The following is an 18,655-nucleotide window of genomic DNA, read 5'->3' as shown; positions in this document are numbered from 1 at the left end:
TGTTACTGGCTATCAGACACCGTAACGCTGACGCAGGGCCTGGATGCGATCACCCAATGGAGGGTGAGAGGCAGCCAGAGCCGATAACTTGCCTTCGCCACCAATACCAAACGCCACCAGTTCACCATTCAGTTCGGACGGCTGGTCATAACTTTCTTGCAGTCGCGCCAACGCATTAATCATCGATAGCGGGCTGACCAGCTCGGCACCGGCGATATCGGCGCGATATTCACGACGACGACTGAACCAGGCAACGATAAACGAAGCCAGAATGCCGAGGATAATTTCCGACACCAAGGTAGCGATAAAAAAGCCGATACCAGGGCCGTTCTCGTTTTTCAGAATGGCCTTGTCGACAAAGTTGCCGATGATACGGGCGAAGAACATCACAAAGGCGTTGACCACCCCCTGTATCAGCGCCAGCGTGACCATGTCGCCGTTGGCGACGTGGCCGATTTCGTGGCCCAGTACGGCTTTGACTTCGTCCTTGCTCATCCGCTGCAGCAGACCGGTTGATACCGCCACCAGCGCATTGTTACGGTTCCAGCCGGTGGCAAAGGCATTGGGCTGATGAGAGGCAAAAATACCGACTTCCGGCATGCCGATACCGGCTTTTTCTGCCAGTTCCTGCACTGTGCTGACCAGCCATTGCTCGCCAGAGTTATGCGGTGAGTCGATCACCTGAACGTTCATGCTGCGTTTGGCCATCCACTTGGAGATCAGCAAGGACACCAGTGAACCGGCCATACCAAAGACCAGACAGAACACCAGCAGGTTGCCGAAATCCAGCCCTTGTTGGGTAACATAGCTGCCGACTCCCAGAATCGACAGGGTGATACTGGCAACCAGAATCACGGCCAGGTTAGTGGCCAGAAACAGGATAATGCGCAACATGATATTCCTCCTGTGGAATGAGTTGGGCGCAAAGATTGAACTCGCTATATGACCACAAGATTGAGGCAATTACGGCGTATTTCAAGCAAAAGAGTTGGGAAAGCGGATGAAACCCGGTCTCGCGATTGGTATCCGACTGAATATACGTATAATGGCCAAGTCCCAGGGGGTGGCTCCAAGAGCCTGAGAATTGCCAGTCGGCATAAACTCCTAGAACCTGATCCGGTTAGTACCGGCGTAGGAATGGGCGAGTGCCTCGGGTTATTCACCAGCATATCGACAGTCTTCTTGTTGCTGATCTGATCAGCGACCTACGCACTATCCTGTACACCAAGCCGGGTCTCCTTTTTGAATTATTTAAGAGGACAGACCCAGATGTCATTCCGCAAAACTCCGTTATCTCTGGCCGTGTTGACGATGGCAGTTGCCATACCAGCGCATGCCGACAGTGTCAGTCAGGTGCCAACCGAAGAAGTGATCGTGACGGCTGATTTTCGTCAGTCCGATGTGCAGTCCATTGCCGAAGCCGCTACCGTGGTTGGCGCGGCCGCCATCGAACAGCGTGCCGCCGATCATCTGGAAAGCCTGCTGGCGCTGGCTCCGAACGTCAACTTCGCTTCCGGCGCTTCCCGTGGTCGTTATTTCCAGATTCGCGGTATTGGTGAGCGCTCCCAGTTTATCGATCCGGTGAACCCATCGGTGGGGTTGCGGGTGGATGGCATCGATATGACCGGACTGGGCGGTGGCGCGGGTTTGTTTGATGTGCAGCAAGTCGAAGTGCTGCGTGGCCCACAAGGCACCCGCTTTGGTGCCAATGCGCTGGCGGGCATGATCAATATCGAAAGTAATGATCCGACCGCAGACTTTGAAGGCATGGTGTCGGGCAAGATGGGAAACTACAACACCAAGGCTCTGGGTGTGGTGGTATCTGGCGAAGTAGGGCCGGGCCTGAACATGCGCTTGTCTGCGCATCAGAACCGCTCCGATGGCTACATCCACAACGCCTATTCCGGCCGGGACGACACCAATAATATTGATGAACAACTGCTGCGCCTGAAAGGTAATCTGGAGCTGGACGAGCGTAACACGCTGGCCTTCACCGGGTTGTATATCGACGTTGACAATGGCTATGACGGCTTCTCGCTCGACAACACCCGCACCACCTATTCCAACTATCCTGGTCAGGACAAACAAAACACCCGCGCCGCCGCGCTGACCTGGACATCGGAAGTATCTGCTGCCTTCGACTTGCGGGTACACGCTTCCGGCAGCAACAGCAAAACCGACTACGGCTTTGATGAAGACTGGGCGTACGGTGAATACGACGATTCCACGGGAACCTGTGTTACGCCGGGCACCTGTCTGGCCAATCAGGAGGGTGCCTGGGGCTATAGCTCGACCGACCAGTACTTGCGTGAGTATCGCCGTCGCGAGCTGGACGTGCGGTTGACGTCGACCGCCGCCGGTCGTTTGTTTGCAGACTCCACCGACTGGGCAGTCGGTGTGTATTCCATGACCCGTGCAGAAGATATGACACGCTTCTATACCTGGAATGCCGACACCTTCTATAGCGACCTGCATACAGAGTCCAAGGCTGTCTACGGTGAATTATCGGTGCAGGCCAGCAATGACCTGACCATTACCACAGGCCTGCGCCGCGAACAGTGGCATACGGACTACGACGACAGCAACGCCATTGCCAACGACCGCACGGAAGACTTGTGGGGTGGCAAGATTGCACTGGAGTATCTGCTCAATGATAACCAGCTGGCTTATGCCTCATTGGCACGAGGCTACAAGGCGGGTGGGGTGAATACCGACCCGGACATCAGCGAAGACAACCGCACCTTCGATACCGAATTCAACAACGCGCTGGAAGCGGGGCTGAAATCCAGCTTGCTGAATGATGCCCTGCAAACCCGTGTGGCGGCGTTTTTTATTCAGCGCAAAAACCAGCAGGTCAAGAGCTCCTATGCCGTTTCCAATGGCGCGGGTCAAGGCTTTACCTTTCAGGATTATCTGGCTAATGCCGCCGAGGGTCAGAACTACGGGCTGGAACTGGAAACCGAATGGGCACTGACAGAACAGCTGAACTGGATGTTCAGTGGCGGCTGGCTGCAAACCAAATTTATCGACTACCAGTACGACACCGCCGCTGGCAACGTCAGCATGAACGGTCGTGAGCAAGCCCAGGCCCCGGCCTACAGCTTTGCCAACAGCCTGACGTATGCCGTGGGTAACGGCCTGACGCTGGTACTGGAAAACGAAGCCAAGGACAGCTTCTACTTTTCCGACAGCCACTATGAAGAATCCAGAGCCTACGTTATGTGGCATGCCCGCGTGGCCTACGACGGCAGCAACTATCAACTGGCGTTGTACGGTCGCAACCTGACGGATGTGGATCAGGAGGTGCGTGGTTTCCACTTCGGCAACGACCCCCGTGATGGCTACGCCAACGAACGCTGGGTGCAGTACGGTGACCCGCGTTTAATCGGCGTGGAAGGTAAATTCTACTTTTGATCAAACCCCGTTCAGACCGGCCACTGGTGACTGGTCTGAAGCTAACCCTAACTCCAGGAGCAGGTTATGGAACTCTCAGTTGATATCAGCGCATACCCCTTGGCCGATGACTACATCCCGGCCATCAAGATGTTTATCGAGCGCCTGCAAGGCACCGCTGGCCTGACCGTGGTGTGCAACACCATGAGCACTCAGATATTTGGTGAGTACGATCTGGTCATGAACACCATCGCTACCGAAATGAAACACTCGTTCGCAACCTATGGCAAAGCCATTTTTGTCTACAAAATGATTCCCGGCGTGAACCTGGATCCGGCGCTCAAGCCACACGGCTGAAGACGATTCGGTATCAATAGCGAGGTGTCCTGATGGACGAAATACTCAGTAGTGTTGTCAGTGCGTTTGTTGCACAAAGTATCCCTGAAGTGATCGCCGTGGTACTGGGGGTCGCCTACCTGGTGCTGGCCATGCGCCAGAGTAATGGGTGCTGGTATGCCGCTTTTGGCAGTACCGCGATTTTCAGCTGGTTGTTCTGGGATGTCAGCCTGCTGATGGAATCGGCATTAAACGTCTATTACCTGGTGATGGCCGTGTATGGCTGGTGGGCCTGGCAACAGGGCAACGGCAGTCATGGTTCCGCTGACAAGAGTGAACAAGAATTGCCAATACAGCGCTGGGGGCTAAAACAGCATCTGTTGACGCTGGTGGCCATTGCACTGCTGACGCTGATCAGCGGCACCTTGCTGCATGGAAATACCACTGCGGTGATGCCGTATCTGGATTCCTTTACCACCTGGGGCGCGGTGATTACCACCTGGATGGTAACCCGCAAGGTACTGGAAAACTGGCTCTACTGGATCGTGATTGATGCCGTGGCTATCTTTTTGTACATCGACCGTGAGCTGTATCTGACCGCCCTATTGATGGCGATTTATGTTGTGCTGGCTGTGGCTGGCTGGTTTCTCTGGCAGCGCGACTACCGTGCCCACTGTGCCCGGCAGGCCGATAGCCTTGAGTCATCCGACTGGCAGCAGGCCTGATCGTGCTGTTTCGGCGGCGGGCACAACAGCCGTTAGGGCAAGAATGCCAGCGCATGCTGGCAGACTGGCAAAGCTGGGGTCTGTGTGAGCATCCGCCTGGGCCGCATCGTATGGCCGCACTCGAAGGCGGGCTGACCAATCGCAGTTGGTCGCTGACGCTGGATTCCGGCAAGTACGTGGTGCGTGCCAGTGCCACCAACAGTGAGACTCTGGATATTCGCCGAGAGGCCGAATTCCGCATTCAGCAACGGGCCGCGCAGGCTGGACTGGCACCGCGAGTGCGTTATCGCAGCCCGGATGACAGCTACTGGATTATTGATCGGGCGAATGGGCCTGAACTGGCGGAATGCATCAGTGCCGGTCTGGACACCGGCACCATGATCGCGCTGGCGCAACAACTCAAACAGCTGCACCAATTGCCGTTTGGGCCGGACTTGCCCGAGTTGCATGTTGCGGTCAAGGCCGATCACTACTGGCGAGGCATCGAAGCCCGCTGGCCCTGCGACTGGAGCCAGCAGAAACTACCGTTGCAGCATTGGTTGGCAGAGGCACCGGGGCCAGAACGATCGCTCTGCCATATGGATCCGAATCCACATAACTGGCGGCTGCATCAAGAGCGCTGGTTATTAATCGACTGGGAATATGCCGCTATCGGCCATCGTTACTGGGATATCGCCGGGCTGGCCGTGTCAGTCAATATGAATGCGGCCCAGCAACGGCAATGGTGCGCGCTGTTTGGTATTGATGTGATGGATCGGGGCTGGCAAAAGGCGCTGCTGCAAGAGCACTATTTTGGCGTGCTCTGGTACGGCGTACAGGGGTTGATGGATCGAACCCGGCTGCTGGCGGAACTCAGCGAGTTGCATCGGGCTGCCCGCCAGTTGGGGTGATCTGTCTTATCGCTGACTGTCGCCTGTGACACAACTTGTTGCGGTATTCATTCGGGTCTTTGGAAATCGCCATCTGCCCGTCTGCCGACGTCAGCTGCGCGGCTTGCAGTTGCCGGGTCAATATCCGGCTGAGCCAGAACCTCAGTGCTGCTGCACGTAACGCCATTGGCCAGAGGTTTTGCTCTGACATAGTGAATGGCCGTACCGATTGATAGCCATCCAGTAACGCCGTCAACAAGGTTTCGTCCCAGTGGCCATCAACATCGCAACACCAGTCGTTGGCGACAATGGCGAGGTCAAAAATCCATGCATCCTGACAAGCGTTATATAAATCCAGAATGGCCCCCAGTTTCGGGCCAGCGGCGGTATTCTCAAACAGAACATTGTCGTGGAAGAGGTCGCCATGAATCCATCCGTGTGGCAAGGCCAGCCAGTCACTGTGAATCAGACGTTGCTGCTCAATTTCATCGCGCAACAGCGCCATATCGCTGTCATCCAGCGCCGCTGTCAGCGTTCCCGCCATCGTGATCCACCAGTCCAGGCCGCGAGCGTTCGGGCGTTGGACCTTCAGATCGGCAGCGGCCAGATGCAATTGGGCCAGCGCGGCAGCGGCCTGACAGGTATGACTGGCAGTGGGAAGCTCAACATGTTCGCCAGCCAGGCGCGGACACAGAATGGCCGGTTTATGTTCCAGACAAAACAGCCATTGGCCGTCACGATTAGAGACAGGCGCGGGTACCGGTAACGACAACTGGGGATGACGCCGATTGGCCATACCCAGATGGTTGGCCAATGCCACAAACTGCTCGACTTCATCGGCGGCATGGTGCTCAAACAGCGTCAGCACAAACTCACCGGCCGTGGTGGTGACAAAATAGTTGGTATTTTCAATCCCCCCGGCGATGCCACGAAAAGACAGCAGCGGGCCAAGCTCGAACTGTTCAAGCCAGCTTGCCAGGGATGATTGCGGAACCGGGGTATAGACAGACATAGAATGGTTATATCGAATCCGCTTTACCAGCGGAAGATCACCCACTTGGGTACGACGATATCCGGGTTGTCCTTGCGGACAAAGTCCTCGCCCTGAGCTTCTGGCACCAGGTAGTAAGGCTTGCCAACTTTAGGCTCGACCTTGATTTCGACCAACTTGCCGTTGACGCGGAACTCGTAGAAGGTTTTGTCGCCATCATTCCGAATCGTGACCGATTCAGCGCTCGGGTCGGCAGCAAAGCCAGAGGTTGAAAACAGCGCTGAAGCCAGAGTGACGCCAAGCGCGGCGGCAATACGACGGAGGTTCAGACGAGTCGGGGTCTTCATGTTAGGATGCCTTCCAATTTTAGTTCTTCCTCATTGTATGCCGACCCGGACGCGAACCCCAGCGCTAGCGTCCGGGTTTTGCCGAGTCTACAGGAATTCTGTTATGTCCAAGTCTGTTGTTCTTATCGACGGATCTTCCTATCTGTTCCGCGCCTTTCACGCCATTCCGTTGCTGACCAACTCCCGAGGCGTTCACACTAATGCGGTGAAAGGCGTGATCAGCATGATCAAACGACTGCAAAAAGACTATCCAGACGCTCAGATGGTGGCGGTGTTTGATGCCAAAGGCAAAACCTTTCGCAACGACATGTACCCAGAGTACAAGGCCCATCGTCCACCGATGCCGGATGAGCTGCGTGAACAGATTGAGCCGATCCATAACATCATTCACGCCATGGGCTTGCCGTTGCTGATTATCGACGGCGTTGAAGCCGACGATGTGATTGGCACCCTGGCGGTGCAGGCAGAATCGAGCGGCTGTCAGGTGATTGTCTCCACCGGCGACAAGGACATGGCGCAGCTGGTGGATTCTCATGTCTCGCTGATCAACACCATGACCAACACCTTTTTGGACGTGGAAGGGGTGAAAGAGAAATTTGGCGTACCGCCTGAGCATATCATCGACTACCTGGCGCTGATGGGCGACAAGGTCGATAACATTCCCGGCGTGCCCAAGGTCGGAGAAAAAACCGCCGTCGGGCTGGTGGCCGGGCTGGGCTCTCTGGAAGATATTTACGCCAACCTCGACAAGGTCAAAGACCTGGCGTTTCGCGGTGCCAAAACCATGGCCGTAAAGCTGGAAGAGCACCAGGAACAGGCGTTTTTGTCAAAACAACTGGCGACCATCAAATGCGATGTCGCGCTGGAACAGCCCCTCGGCGAGCTGAAAAGCACAGCGACCGACAAGACCGCGTTGCTGGAACTGTACCGCAATATGGAATTCAAGGCCTGGATTGCCGAGCTGACGGACGAGACGACGAGCCGTGCTGCTAACACCAGTGCTGCCACCAGCTCCGAGACAGCCAGCTCCAAGACAAGCAGTACGATGGCAGGCGCGGAAGCTGACGAAGAAGTGACCGTCAGTGCCGAACCCGGCCAGTACGACATGGTACTGACGCAAGATGCCCTGGACGGCTGGATTGCACAACTCCAGGCCAGCAAGCTGTTTGCCTTTGATACCGAAACCACCTCGCTCAACTACAAGGATGCCCGTATCGTCGGCGTCTCGTTTGCGGTGGCCGTCGGCAAGGCCGCCTACGTGCCACTGGCGCACGACTACGAAGGCGCACCAGTACAGCTCGACCGCGAGGCGGTATTGGCGCAACTGAAGCCGCTGCTGGAAGACAACAAACTGAAAAAAGTTGGCCAGCACATGAAATACGACGCCCACGTACTGGCCAATCACGGCATTAGCCTGCAAGGAGTCCAGTTCGACACCCAGTTGGAAAGCTACGTGCTGGATTCCGTGGCGACCCGTCACGATATGGACAGCCTGGCGTTAAAATATCTGGGTTACAAAACCACGAGTTTTGAAGACGTGGCTGGCAAGGGCGTCAAACAGAAAACGTTCAATCAGGTGGAACTGGACGTCGCTGGGCCATACGCAGCCGAAGATGCCGACATCACCCTGCGACTGCACCAGACGTTATGGCCAAAACTGCAACAACAGGGCGTGCTGGCCAAGGTGTTTACCGACATCGAAATGCCCGCCATGCCGATATTAACCGCGATGGAGTCTCTCGGGGCCTTGATCGACGCGGATAAACTGCATGAGCAAAGTGCCGAGCTGGAGCAAAAGCTGCAACAGCTGGAACAGCAGGCCCACGACGTTGCCGGACAGGTCTTTAACCTCGGTTCACCGAAACAGCTGGGAGAAATTCTCTACCAGAAACTCGGGTTACCGGTAAAAAAGAAAACCCCCAAAGGCGCGCCGTCTACCGCTGAAGAAGTGCTGGTCGAGTTGGCGGACGAAGGTCATGAGCTGCCCAAAATCATTCTCGAAAACCGCAGCTTATCGAAGTTAAAAAGCACCTACACCGACAAACTGCCGACCATGATTGCCGGTTCCACCGGTCGGGTGCACACCTCCTACCATCAGGCTGTGGCGGCCACCGGGCGCTTGTCCTCTAGTGATCCGAACTTGCAAAACATCCCGATTCGCTCCGAAGAAGGACGCCGGATTCGCCAGGCCTTTATCGCTCCTCCAGGCTACAAGCTGGTGGCGGCTGACTACTCTCAAATTGAATTGCGCATCATGGCACACCTGTCCGGTGATGCCGGGTTGCTGAAAGCCTTCAGCGAAGGGCGCGACGTACACCGCGCCACCGCAGCGGAAGTGTTTGGCATTAGCGAAGCTGACGTCACCGACAACCAGCGCCGCAGCGCCAAGGCAATCAACTTTGGCCTGATCTATGGTATGTCGGCGTTTGGACTGGCCAAGCAGCTGGGCATTGGTCGTGGCGAAGCCCAGGATTACGTCAATCTCTACTTCGAACGTTACCCCGGTGTCCGTGATTATATGGACAATACCCGCGAACACGCCAAAGACCTGGGCTATGTCGAAACCATCTTTGGTCGCCGCCTGTACCTGCCAGAAATCAAATCCCGCAACGCTCCCCGTCGCCAGCACGCTGAGCGCACTGCGATCAACGCGCCGATGCAGGGCAGTGCCGCCGACATCATCAAGCGCGCCATGATCCGGGTAGCCAACTGGTTGCCGGATTCCGGTTTTGATGCTCGCATGATCATGCAGGTACACGATGAACTGGTGCTGGAGGTAAAAGAGGATCAGGCCGAGGGGTTTGCCGAAGCGCTGAAGCAGCAGATGCAGGACGCCGCCGAGTTACGCGTCCCCTTGCTGGTTGAAGCCGGTATTGGCGACAACTGGGACGAGGCACACTGAGTCAGGCCGATAAAAAAAGACCCGGACGCAGTGGAGATGACGTCCGGGTCAACTTCGGATTCTGGGGGAATGACCGAAGGATAGAACTGTTTGTGCCGCAGCTGTCTGCGTCACCATTCCGTGCGGGGAATTGTTTCACTATAGAAGAGGGAAACGCTGACAAAGTTCCTGTGGGCAGAAATTCTGTAGCGTTTTGTAATAAGATGCGACGCTGTTCGCAGCCGTCAGGGATCGGGGGACTGATCAGCGATAGCCTGGCTGACAGGCGTAGCCTCAGGGTCTGAATCAACAGGGGTGTTGGTTTCTGGCAAGAACCAGCTGTTCAGACGCTGTTTTAGCTCATCCAGACCATCGCCATTCAGTGACGAGAACATCTGTACCGAGACGGCAGTCGAGCTGTTACGAATCGCCTGAGAAACCTGCAACAGCGCACTTTTGGCAGCGCCACGCTTGAGTTTATCGGACTTTGTCAGTACCAGATGCAGTGGCATACCGTTATCATTGGCCCATTCAAGCATGCGCTTGTCATAATCGGTCAGTGGATGACGTATATCCATTAGTAGTACCAGACCCGCTAGCGCATCGCGTTTTTGCAGGTAATTGCCGAGCTCTTTCTGCCAGGCATTTTTGACACCGATAGGGACTTTGGCGTAGCCGTAGCCCGGTAAGTCGACCAGTGCCAGCGGCAGTTCGCCGAGCTGGAAATAGTTGATCAGCTGCGTACGGCCAGGCGTTTTACTGGTTCTGGCCAGTTTTTTCTGACCCGTAAGCCGATTGAGTGCGCTGGATTTCCCCGCGTTGGAGCGGCCGGCAAAGGCGACTTCACGGGTAATTTCGCCAGGACATTGGCTCAATGTGGCGGCACTACGAAGGTAGTGGGTCTTGGTGTAAGTCAATGAATCCTGGTTTGGCATAGGGTAAACGTAATGACCGTCCGGTTTTTGATGATATATAATGCTTGGCCTTTAAAAGGCGTCGCCAGTCTACCACAGGGTGTAACATTCCGGGCGGAGTCTCTGGTGCAAGCCGAGTATAGTGAAAAATTAGCCTGATCTTATAACGACCGATGAGAGAGAACTTCACAATGACCAAACTTCTGGCCCTGCTTGCGGTGTCTGCCGCCGCGATGTCTGCCAACGTTAACGCATTTGATGCGGAAGCCAAATACAATACCTCTTGTGGTGCGTGCCATGCCCCACAAGTTGCGCCGATGATCGGCTCCCCCACCGCTTTTGATGCAGCAGCCTGGGCACCTCGGCTGGAAAAAGGTATGGACACACTGGTAAGCCACGTAACCAACGGTTTTAATGCCATGCCTCCACGCGGACTCTGCATGGATTGTTCCGCAGAAGACTATAAAGCGCTGATTACTTACATGTCGACGCCCAAGTAAAGCAGCAGCGACGAACGTCGACTGCGACGACAAGAATTAACTTACTAACTGGATCTGACGATGAAAAACCTGTTGATTGGCCTGATTGTTTCAGCCGGACTGATGTCCGCGGCCCACGCTGGTGAAGCGGCCTCCGCCTACCAGGGCGATGCCGATGCCGGCAAAGCAAAGTCTGCTACCTGTGCTGCTTGCCACGGTGCAGACGGTAACAGCATGGTGCCAACATTCCCCAAACTGGCTGGCCAAGGCGAGGTTTACCTGGCCAAGCAGCTCAAGGATATACGTGATGGTCGTCGTCAGGTGCTTGAAATGACCGCTTTTGTTGCTGGACTGACCGACAATGATATCGCCGACCTGGCCGCTTACTTCGATGCTCAGGCACCAACTGGTGCAGGTGCAAAAGAGGAGCTGGTTGAGTTGGGCGAAAAAATCTACCGCGCAGGTATCGAAGAAAAAGGAGTACCGGCTTGTATGGCGTGTCATGGGCCGAGTGGCAAGGGCATCGAACTGGCTGCCTTCCCTATGCTGTCGGGCCAGCATGAAGCGTATATTGCCAAACAGCTGCATGATTTCAGCTCCGGTGCCCGTACCAACGACGGTGACAGCCGCATGATGCGTGACACCGCCTACCGTTTGCACGATTCCGAGATCGCGGCAGTTGCGTCTTACATTCAGGGTTTGCGTTAATCGCAGCCTGACAAAAAAAGCGGCATTGGCCGCTTTTTTTCTGTATTTTTTTGGCTGAATGATCTGACACTAAACGGAATACATGGCCGCTGGCCGGGTAGGTGATTTGGAACCTTTGTGTGAAAATGCACCTAACTGGCCAATCTGACTGGCGACTTTAACTCTGAATGGAGATGTTTATGCTTATGCTGATCAAACGATGGATGGCAGTCCCGCTGCTGTTGATTAGCTCTCTCACCCTGGCGGCAGAATACCAAGCCGGTGTGAATTACGATGTTCTGGCCGATCCTGTACCGGTCATGGCAGATGGCAAAGTGCATGTGGAAGAAGCCTTCTGGTATGGCTGTCCACACTGTTTTCACCTCGATGAATCATTAAGCCAATGGGTAAGCAGCTTACCCGCTGATGTCGAATTTACCCGCGTCCCCGCGATGTTTGGTCGTGCCTGGGTATCCCATGCGCAATTATATTACGTTGCCGATGTGCTGGGCATTCTCGACCAGGTACATACCCCGATTTTCCGCGCCATTCATCTGGAAAAGCAGCGCTTGCTCGACAAGGATGACCAACGTGATTTTCTGGTCAAGCATGGTGGCATTACGGCGGAACAATTTGACAAGGCGTATGACAATTTTGCCGTCAAATCCCGCATGAGCCAGGCTGACAAACGTATTCGTTCGTTCAAAATCAGCGGTGTACCGGCGCTGATTGTTGACGGTAAATACGTGGTCTCTGCCAGCACCGCAGGTGGTCAGGATAAAATGACCGCCGTGGTGGATTTCCTCATCGAAAAAGAACGCGCCGCCAAATAGTGGCACAAACAAAATAGTGACACAGAGGGGTTGGCCGGAGACATTGGGCCAATCCCTTGCCTTCCTTCCGGTTCTACCCTCACCATGCCGCTGCATGGCCTCATCACGACCCCTGCATGGCCTCAGATCACCAGAGGGTGCGTACTGCACACTATCTAGCGCGATTCCACAGATCCCTGCGCATCGAAAATAGCGGATTGTGGTAACCTCTCGCCTTCCAATTCAGTGTGTCGGGTTATCTTCAGGAGTATTGGTATGTGTGGCATTGTCGGAGCCGTGGCCCAGCGGGATGTTGTCGAAATATTGCTGGAAGGCCTGCGCCGCCTCGAATACCGGGGCTACGATTCCGCCGGAGTCGCTATTATTGATGCCACCGCTGCCAACCCCCAGCTAACCCGAGTACGGCGTCTGGGCAAGGTACAGGCATTGGCCGACGCCGTGGCGGAAAACGGTCTTCCCGGTGGTTTGGGTATCGCCCATACTCGTTGGGCCACCCACGGCGAACCTTCGGAAGCCAACGCCCATCCCCATGTCTCCGGCGACATTGCCGTGGTACACAACGGCATCATTGAAAACCACGCCAGCCTGCGTCGTGAACTGCAGGCTGACGGCTACCACTTCCAATCCCAGACCGACACCGAAGTGATCGCCCACCTGATTGCCCGCGAAGTAAACACCGGTGCCTCGCTGCTGGATGCCGTGAAAAACACCCGCCAGCGCCTTGACGGTGCTTACGGAATGGTCGCCATCAACCGTGCCAGCCCAGACCGGATGGTCGTTGCCCGCTCCGGCAGCCCGCTGGTGATTGGTTACGGTATCGGCGAACACTTCATCGCCTCCGACCAGCTCGCACTGCTGCCCGTGACCCGCAAATTTGCCTTCCTGGAAGAAGGCGACGTGGCAGAAATTACCCGTCAGAGCGTACAGATATTCAATATCGACAACGAACGGGTTGAGCGCGAAACCCGCGAAACCTCCGTCGAACACGATGCCGGTGACAAAGGCGAATATCGCCACTACATGCTCAAGGAAATCCACGAACAGCCCCAGGCCATCACCAATACCCTCGAAGGCCGCCTGCACAATGGCCAGCTCAACCTCGCCGCCCTGGGTGACCTCAGCGGTATCGACAACGTCCAGATCATCGCCTGCGGCACCAGCTACCATGCTGGCGTCACCGCCCGCTACTGGATCGAAGCACTGGCCGGAATCAGCTGTAACGTCGAAATTGCCTCCGAATTCCGCTATCGCAAACCCGTTGTCAAACCCAACACCCTGCTGGTGACCATCTCCCAGAGTGGCGAAACCGCCGACACCCTGGCGGCCTTGAAACTGGCCAAACAACTGGGCTTTCGCAAAACCCTGACCATCTGCAACGTCCCCGGCTCATCATTGGTGCGGGAATCCGATATGGCGCTGATGACCCGCGCCGGGGCAGAAATTGGCGTGGCCTCGACCAAAGCCTTCACCACCCAGCTCACCGCACTGTTACTGCTTACTGCCGGGCTGGCGCAACAACAGCCGGATGCCAGCGGCATTCAACAGCGTATTGCCACCGCCCTGGAACAACTGCCAGGGTTGATCCAGCAAGCGCTGGAAATGAACGACCAAATAGAACAACTGGCCGAACGTTTTGCCGACAAACACAACGCCCTGTTCCTTGGCCGTGGCGACCAGTACCCCATTGCCATGGAAGGTGCGCTCAAACTCAAGGAAATCTCCTACATCCACGCCGAAGCCTACGCCGCCGGAGAACTCAAACACGGCCCACTGGCGCTGATTGATGCCGAAATGCCCATCGTCGTCGTGGCACCCCACAACGACCTGGTGGAAAAACTCAAATCCAACATCGAAGAAGTCCGCGCCCGTGGCGGTGAACTCTACGTCTTTGCCGGACAAGCCACCGAAATCACCCCCGCCGACAACATGATCGTGCTGTCGATGCCCCACTGCGACGACCTCATCGCCCCGATCGTCTACACCCTGCCGCTGCAATTGCTGAGCTACCACGTCGCCATTATCAAAGGCACCGACGTCGACCAGCCGAGGAACCTGGCCAAAAGCGTGACGGTGGAGTGATAGGGGTGGTCAGGGAGAGTTCCAGCAGTGGTATCGATAGAACCCCTCCTGGCTTGTCCGAAAACAAAGCCCTGGTGGACTCGGCCTTGAGTACAAAGTGGCTGCCCGAACGCTACTTGATTTGCAGTAGATTAATATTAGTAAAATAAAATTTGACTTGTGTGTAAATATTGAGCTATTGTGGCCTTGTTAATATTATCGTAGAAGGATATTAGCGGTTTTTTTTAATGAGATTGGAGCTGAAAAGCTCGAACCAAAAGAAGAGTCCAGCAGCAAGTTATCAGCTTGCTGCTGGGTTTGAACTCACAATGCAATGCCAGTAACACAGGAGATTCAATGACCCAAAACTATCAGAACTATTCACTTTCACAACACATCACTTTGCCCACCGGGCACTGCCTGAAGTTCATCAAGAGCTATTCCAAAGGCACACTCCAGCAAGATGATTACAAAGAGTTTTATGAGCTGGGCCAGAACGGTGACCCGGTTGCTCATTATCTCTATTGGGAGCGCACGTCGATCAAGCCACCTTTCCGAACCTCCACGGGTTACTGCAAGAGCGATCTTGCGGGAAAGACACTGGAGGAGGTTCAATGTTGATGAGGAGCTGCCTTCAGGGCAGCCCAGCGATTCAGTCAGCAACTGCAACTACCAGAGAGAAATTTGTGTTTCCAACACCAGATAAGCTAGTTCATGGCACTCGACTGGCTTTTTGCTCTAAAAGCAGAATTCTGCAGCTGTTTAATAAGTACAAAAGGAGTAGCCAGAAAAAGCTTACCAAGCCTGTCAAGGACTGGTTTATAGGCGAAGCATTGCGAATGGGATGGGCTAATGCGATCGAAACCCCAGCCGATCAGGCAGGTACGGATGAAGGAATCACACTGCTGGCTCCAAACAATGAATTGGTCAAGAAGCGGCTCACTCTGGATGTTGCTGCGGATAAACACTGCACAAAGGTCGATGTAAGTGAGGCCTCTCCAAGGAGTCGGTATGGCAAACACTGATTGCTTACTCGGCCAAGTTGCCGATATCAGTATTGGTTACACCTTCAGAGAAAAGGTCGAAGAAGTGAAACCCGAGCGTGGCAACGCTAGGGTTGCCCAGGTCAAAGACCTGCGCAAACGCTGGGATGAAACAGGAAGTCGTTTGGTATCAACAGAGAACTTCCCAGCCATTCAGTGGCAGGGTAAATCCCGCCTGTTTGCTGACCCCGGCTGTGTTTTGCTGCCTTCCCGAGGCGAGTTTCTGAAAGCCTTCTACTGGCCTGAGTCCGTGACCGTGACCGGTGCAGGGGCACTCCCCATCGTGGTAAGTAGCCAGTTAATGGTTATACGCTCGATTGATGACAGGATTTTAACCGAGTTTGTTGGCTGGTTACTCAATCAAACAGCGGCGCAAAATTTTCTCCGTTCAGGTAGCTTGGGCACCAGCATGCCCATGCTGAAAAAAAAGGATTTGCTCGAGCTGCCTTTGCAGATCCCAAGATTGGAAACCCAACACAAAATCCTGCGCCTTGATCGGTTGTGGGAACAGGAACAACTGCTGACTCAAGCCTTGTTGAAAAATCGTGAAGCCATGCTGCAAGGCATGTATCAGCAACTGCTGAAGGAGAACAATTGACCATGAGCATCACCGATAAAATCAGCCAGGACGCCATCAACAAAGCCCTGTGGAATGCCTGCGATACCTTCCGGGGCACCATCAGCGCCGATACCTACAAAGACTTCATCCTGACCATGCTGTTCCTCAAGTACATCTCCGACGTATGGCAGGATCACTACGATGGCTACAAGGCCGAATACGGCGACGAGCCAGAACTCATCGAAGAGATGATGAAAAACGAACGTTTTGTTCTACCCAAGGCGGCCAGCTTCTATGCCCTGTACGAGCGCCGCCACGAACCCGGCAATGGCGAGCGTATCGATCAGGCGCTACACGCCATTGAAGAAGCCAACGGCACCAAACTGAAAGACGCCGGAAAAAGCGTGTTTCAGGATATTTCCTTCAACACCGACCGTTTGGGTGAAGAGAAGCAGAAAAACACCATCTTGCGTCACCTGCTGGAAGACTTTGCCAAACCCGAGTTAAGCCTAAAACCCAGCCGAGTCGGCACGCTGGACGTGATCGGTAACGCCTACGAATACCTGATCAAAAACTTCGCTGCCAGCGGTGGTCAGAAAGCCGGTGAGTTTTATACCCCGCCAGAAATCAGTGACCTGATCGCCGAGTTGTTAGACCCGCAACCAGGTGACAGCATCTGCGATCCGGCCTGCGGTTCCGCCTCGCTGTTAATGAAATGCGGTAGCAAAGTTCGCAAAAATCACGACAGTAAAAACTATGCCCTGTATGGACAGGAAGCCATTGGCTCCACTTGGTCGCTGGCCAAAATGAACATGTTCCTGCATAGCGAAGACAACCACAAAATCGAATGGGGCGACACCATCCGTAACCCCAAGTTGCTGGATAAAAATGGCGACTTAATGCTGTTTGATATTGTCACCGCCAACCCGCCATTCAGCCTGGATAAATGGGGCCACGACGAAGCCGAACATGATAAGTTCAGCCGCTTCCGCCGGGGCGTACCACCAAAAACCAAAGGCGATTACGCCTTTATCCTGCATATGATCGAAACGCTAAAACCTGCTTCTCAAGGTAAACTCGGGGGCCGTATGGGGGTCGTCGTGCCACACGGCGTTTTGTTCCGTGGTTCCAGCGAAGGCAAAATCCGCAAACAACTGATTGAAGAAAACCTGCTCGATGCCGTGATTGGCCTGCCAGAGAAACTGTTTTATGGCACCGGTATTCCCGCCGCGATTCTGATTTTCAAGAAGAACAAGAGCGACGACAACGTTATGTTTATCGACGCCAGCCGCGACTTCAAAGCCGGTAAAAACCAGAACCTGCTGACGGAAGAGAATATCGCCAAGATTGTGGCCACTTACCACGCTGGCAACGATGTCGATAAATACGCCTACGTTGCCAGTCTCGAAGAGATCAAAGAGAACGATTACAACCTGAACATCCCGCGTTATGTCGATACCTTTGAAGAAGAGGAAGAAATCGACCTGATGGCCGTGCGTGCCGAGCGTGAACAACTGAAAGCGCAACTCAGCCGTTTGGAAGACGAAATGCAGGGCTACCTGGCCGAGTTGGGTTATTCGGATAACGCGGAATAGGAGGTTTCGAGTATGGAACAACAGCAAATTCAATCGCTTACCATCACCTTTGAAGGGCATGCCCAACAGACCGAAAACGGAGTTGAGTACTGGTTGGCGCGAGACCTTCAGCACCTGCTGGGTTATGGCAAGTGGGATAACTTTGTCAGCGTGATATCCAAAGCCAAAACCGCCTGTGAAGTCAGTGGTCACGGCGTTTCTGATCATTTTGCCGACGTCGGGAAAATGATCGAGCTCGGCAAGGGCGGTCAGCGTGAAATCGACGATGTGATGCTCACCCGCTACGCCTGCTACCTGATTGCTCAGAATGGTGATTCCCGTAAGCAAGAGATTGCCTTCGCCCAAACCTACTTTGCCATGCAAACCCGCAAAGCCGAGTTAATCGAGCAGCGCCTTCTTGAAACAGAACGCGTACAAGCACGGCAGAAGCTATCAACTACAGAGAAAGAGCTCTCCAATGTCATTTTTGAGCAAGCCGGGGGTAATCAAAACTTTGCCCTGATCCGCAGTAAAGGTGATACCGCTCTGTTTGGCCGTAACACCAAAGCCATGAAAGCCCAATGGCAAGTGCCCGATAACCAGCCACTGGCTGATTTTGCGCCAACCATCATCCTCAAGGCCAAGGACTTTGCTACCGAGATCACCATTCACAATGCCCGCGCTCAACAAATGACACGGGAACAGCAAATCTCCAGCGAGCACGTTACCAATAACCAGGCTGTACGAGATACTTTGCTGAGCCGAGGCATACGGCCGGAAAGCCTCCCGCCCGCTGAAGATGTAAAGAAGGTCGAGCGCCGGCTGGTATCCGCTGATAAGAAGTCGCTTAAGAACCCTGATACGTTGGGCGATCAGGACGGTAGCGATGAATAATTTTTCAGGGGATGAACAACTGAAAGCGTGGTTGACTGAGCTTGCAACCGAGATGGCTAATTATCTGGAGGA

Annotated in this window: 18 protein-coding genes and 1 riboswitch; of the genes, 14 read left to right on the top strand and 4 right to left on the bottom strand. The window is 54.6% G+C overall.

Annotation, left to right across the window (positions count from 1 at the left end; all coding sequences use genetic code 11):
- Window positions 1-12: 12 nt before the first annotated feature.
- Window positions 13-894, bottom strand: a complete 882-nt coding sequence (gene htpX, locus WG929_RS08210) for a protease HtpX (RefSeq protein ID WP_416205664.1) — start codon at window positions 892-894, stop codon at window positions 13-15.
- A 155-nt stretch (window positions 895-1,049) separates the two neighbouring features.
- Window positions 1,050-1,155, top strand: a riboswitch (TPP riboswitch).
- Window positions 1,156-1,269: 114 nt separating this feature from the next.
- Between htpX and WG929_RS08205 the strand changes: the two genes are divergently transcribed.
- The 4 genes from WG929_RS08205 (at window position 1,270) to WG929_RS08190 (ending at window position 5,344) form a co-directional block, all read left to right on the top strand.
- A complete protein-coding gene (locus WG929_RS08205) occupies window positions 1,270-3,414 on the top strand; it encodes a TonB-dependent receptor (protein WP_416205663.1) in 2,145 nt (714 codons plus the stop codon).
- 66 nt (window positions 3,415-3,480) lie between these two features.
- Window positions 3,481-3,750: a hypothetical protein gene (locus WG929_RS08200; protein ID WP_369856053.1), complete on the top strand. Its 270-nt coding sequence runs from the start codon at window positions 3,481-3,483 to the stop codon at window positions 3,748-3,750.
- Between the two features lie 32 nt (window positions 3,751-3,782).
- The gene (pnuC, locus tag WG929_RS08195; protein WP_416205662.1) at window positions 3,783-4,454 is read left to right on the top strand and encodes a nicotinamide riboside transporter PnuC; all 672 of its coding nucleotides are present in this window, start codon (window positions 3,783-3,785) and stop codon (window positions 4,452-4,454) included.
- Between the two features lie 2 nt (window positions 4,455-4,456).
- On the top strand, window positions 4,457-5,344 hold the full coding sequence (locus WG929_RS08190; RefSeq protein ID WP_416205661.1) for a phosphotransferase: 888 nt from the start codon (window positions 4,457-4,459) through the stop codon (window positions 5,342-5,344).
- Here WG929_RS08190 and WG929_RS08185 read toward each other — a convergent pair.
- Window positions 5,307-6,335 (bottom strand): homoserine kinase, encoded by a 1,029-nt coding sequence (locus tag WG929_RS08185; RefSeq protein ID WP_416205660.1) that lies wholly within the window; start codon window positions 6,333-6,335, stop codon window positions 5,307-5,309. The genes WG929_RS08190 and WG929_RS08185 overlap by 38 nt on opposite strands.
- 23 nt (window positions 6,336-6,358) lie before the next feature.
- Entirely contained in the window at window positions 6,359-6,661 is a 303-nt protein-coding gene (locus tag WG929_RS08180) for a DUF2782 domain-containing protein (protein ID WP_416205659.1), read from the bottom strand.
- Window positions 6,662-6,764: 103 nt separating this feature from the next.
- On the opposite strand from WG929_RS08180, the gene polA reads away from it, so the two are divergent.
- Entirely contained in the window at window positions 6,765-9,563 is a 2,799-nt protein-coding gene (gene polA / locus WG929_RS08175) for a DNA polymerase I (RefSeq protein WP_416205658.1), read from the top strand.
- Window positions 9,564-9,787: 224 nt separating this feature from the next.
- Here the strand turns inward: polA and yihA are convergent, their stop codons facing one another.
- Window positions 9,788-10,477, bottom strand: coding sequence for a ribosome biogenesis GTP-binding protein YihA/YsxC (yihA, locus tag WG929_RS08170; protein WP_416205657.1), 690 nt, complete (start codon window positions 10,475-10,477; stop codon window positions 9,788-9,790).
- Between the two features lie 170 nt (window positions 10,478-10,647).
- Here yihA and WG929_RS08165 point away from each other — a divergent pair, with 170 nt between their 5' ends.
- The 9 genes from WG929_RS08165 to dinD all read left to right on the top strand — a co-directional run bounded on the left by WG929_RS08165 (window position 10,648) and on the right by dinD (window position 18,583).
- Entirely contained in the window at window positions 10,648-10,956 is a 309-nt protein-coding gene (locus WG929_RS08165) for a c-type cytochrome (protein ID WP_416205656.1), read from the top strand.
- A 60-nt stretch (window positions 10,957-11,016) separates the two neighbouring features.
- Window positions 11,017-11,643, top strand: coding sequence for a c-type cytochrome (locus tag WG929_RS08160; RefSeq protein ID WP_416205655.1), 627 nt, complete (start codon window positions 11,017-11,019; stop codon window positions 11,641-11,643).
- Between the two features lie 179 nt (window positions 11,644-11,822).
- Window positions 11,823-12,455: a thiol:disulfide interchange protein DsbA/DsbL gene (locus tag WG929_RS08155; RefSeq protein ID WP_416205654.1), complete on the top strand. Its 633-nt coding sequence runs from the start codon at window positions 11,823-11,825 to the stop codon at window positions 12,453-12,455.
- A gap of 255 nt (window positions 12,456-12,710) precedes the next feature.
- Window positions 12,711-14,534, top strand: coding sequence for a glutamine--fructose-6-phosphate transaminase (isomerizing) (gene glmS / locus WG929_RS08150; RefSeq protein ID WP_416205653.1), 1,824 nt, complete (start codon window positions 12,711-12,713; stop codon window positions 14,532-14,534).
- 336 nt (window positions 14,535-14,870) lie between these two features.
- The gene (locus tag WG929_RS08145) at window positions 14,871-15,134 is read left to right on the top strand and encodes a hypothetical protein (protein WP_416205652.1); all 264 of its coding nucleotides are present in this window, start codon (window positions 14,871-14,873) and stop codon (window positions 15,132-15,134) included.
- Window positions 15,128-15,538 carry a hypothetical protein gene (locus WG929_RS08140; protein WP_416205651.1) on the top strand — a complete coding sequence of 137 codons (411 nt, stop codon included), beginning with the start codon at window positions 15,128-15,130 and terminating at the stop codon, window positions 15,536-15,538. The genes WG929_RS08145 and WG929_RS08140 overlap by 7 nt, the downstream gene beginning before the upstream one ends.
- A complete protein-coding gene (locus WG929_RS08135) occupies window positions 15,525-16,154 on the top strand; it encodes a restriction endonuclease subunit S (RefSeq protein ID WP_416205650.1) in 630 nt (209 codons plus the stop codon). The genes WG929_RS08140 and WG929_RS08135 overlap by 14 nt, the downstream gene beginning before the upstream one ends.
- Window positions 16,155-16,156: 2 nt before the next feature.
- Window positions 16,157-17,710 carry a type I restriction-modification system subunit M gene (locus WG929_RS08130; RefSeq protein WP_416205649.1) on the top strand — a complete coding sequence of 518 codons (1,554 nt, stop codon included), beginning with the start codon at window positions 16,157-16,159 and terminating at the stop codon, window positions 17,708-17,710.
- A gap of 12 nt (window positions 17,711-17,722) precedes the next feature.
- Window positions 17,723-18,583 carry a DNA damage-inducible protein D gene (gene dinD, locus WG929_RS08125; RefSeq protein ID WP_416205648.1) on the top strand — a complete coding sequence of 287 codons (861 nt, stop codon included), beginning with the start codon at window positions 17,723-17,725 and terminating at the stop codon, window positions 18,581-18,583.
- Window positions 18,584-18,655 lie beyond the last annotated feature (72 nt).

It is taken from the genome of Oceanobacter antarcticus (genome assembly GCF_044962685.1).
Classification (GTDB): domain Bacteria; phylum Pseudomonadota; class Gammaproteobacteria; order Pseudomonadales; family Oceanobacteraceae; genus Oceanobacter; species Oceanobacter antarcticus.
The sequence above is the reverse complement of the archived record's forward strand: the minus strand, read 5'-3'. Positions and strand labels throughout refer to the sequence as shown.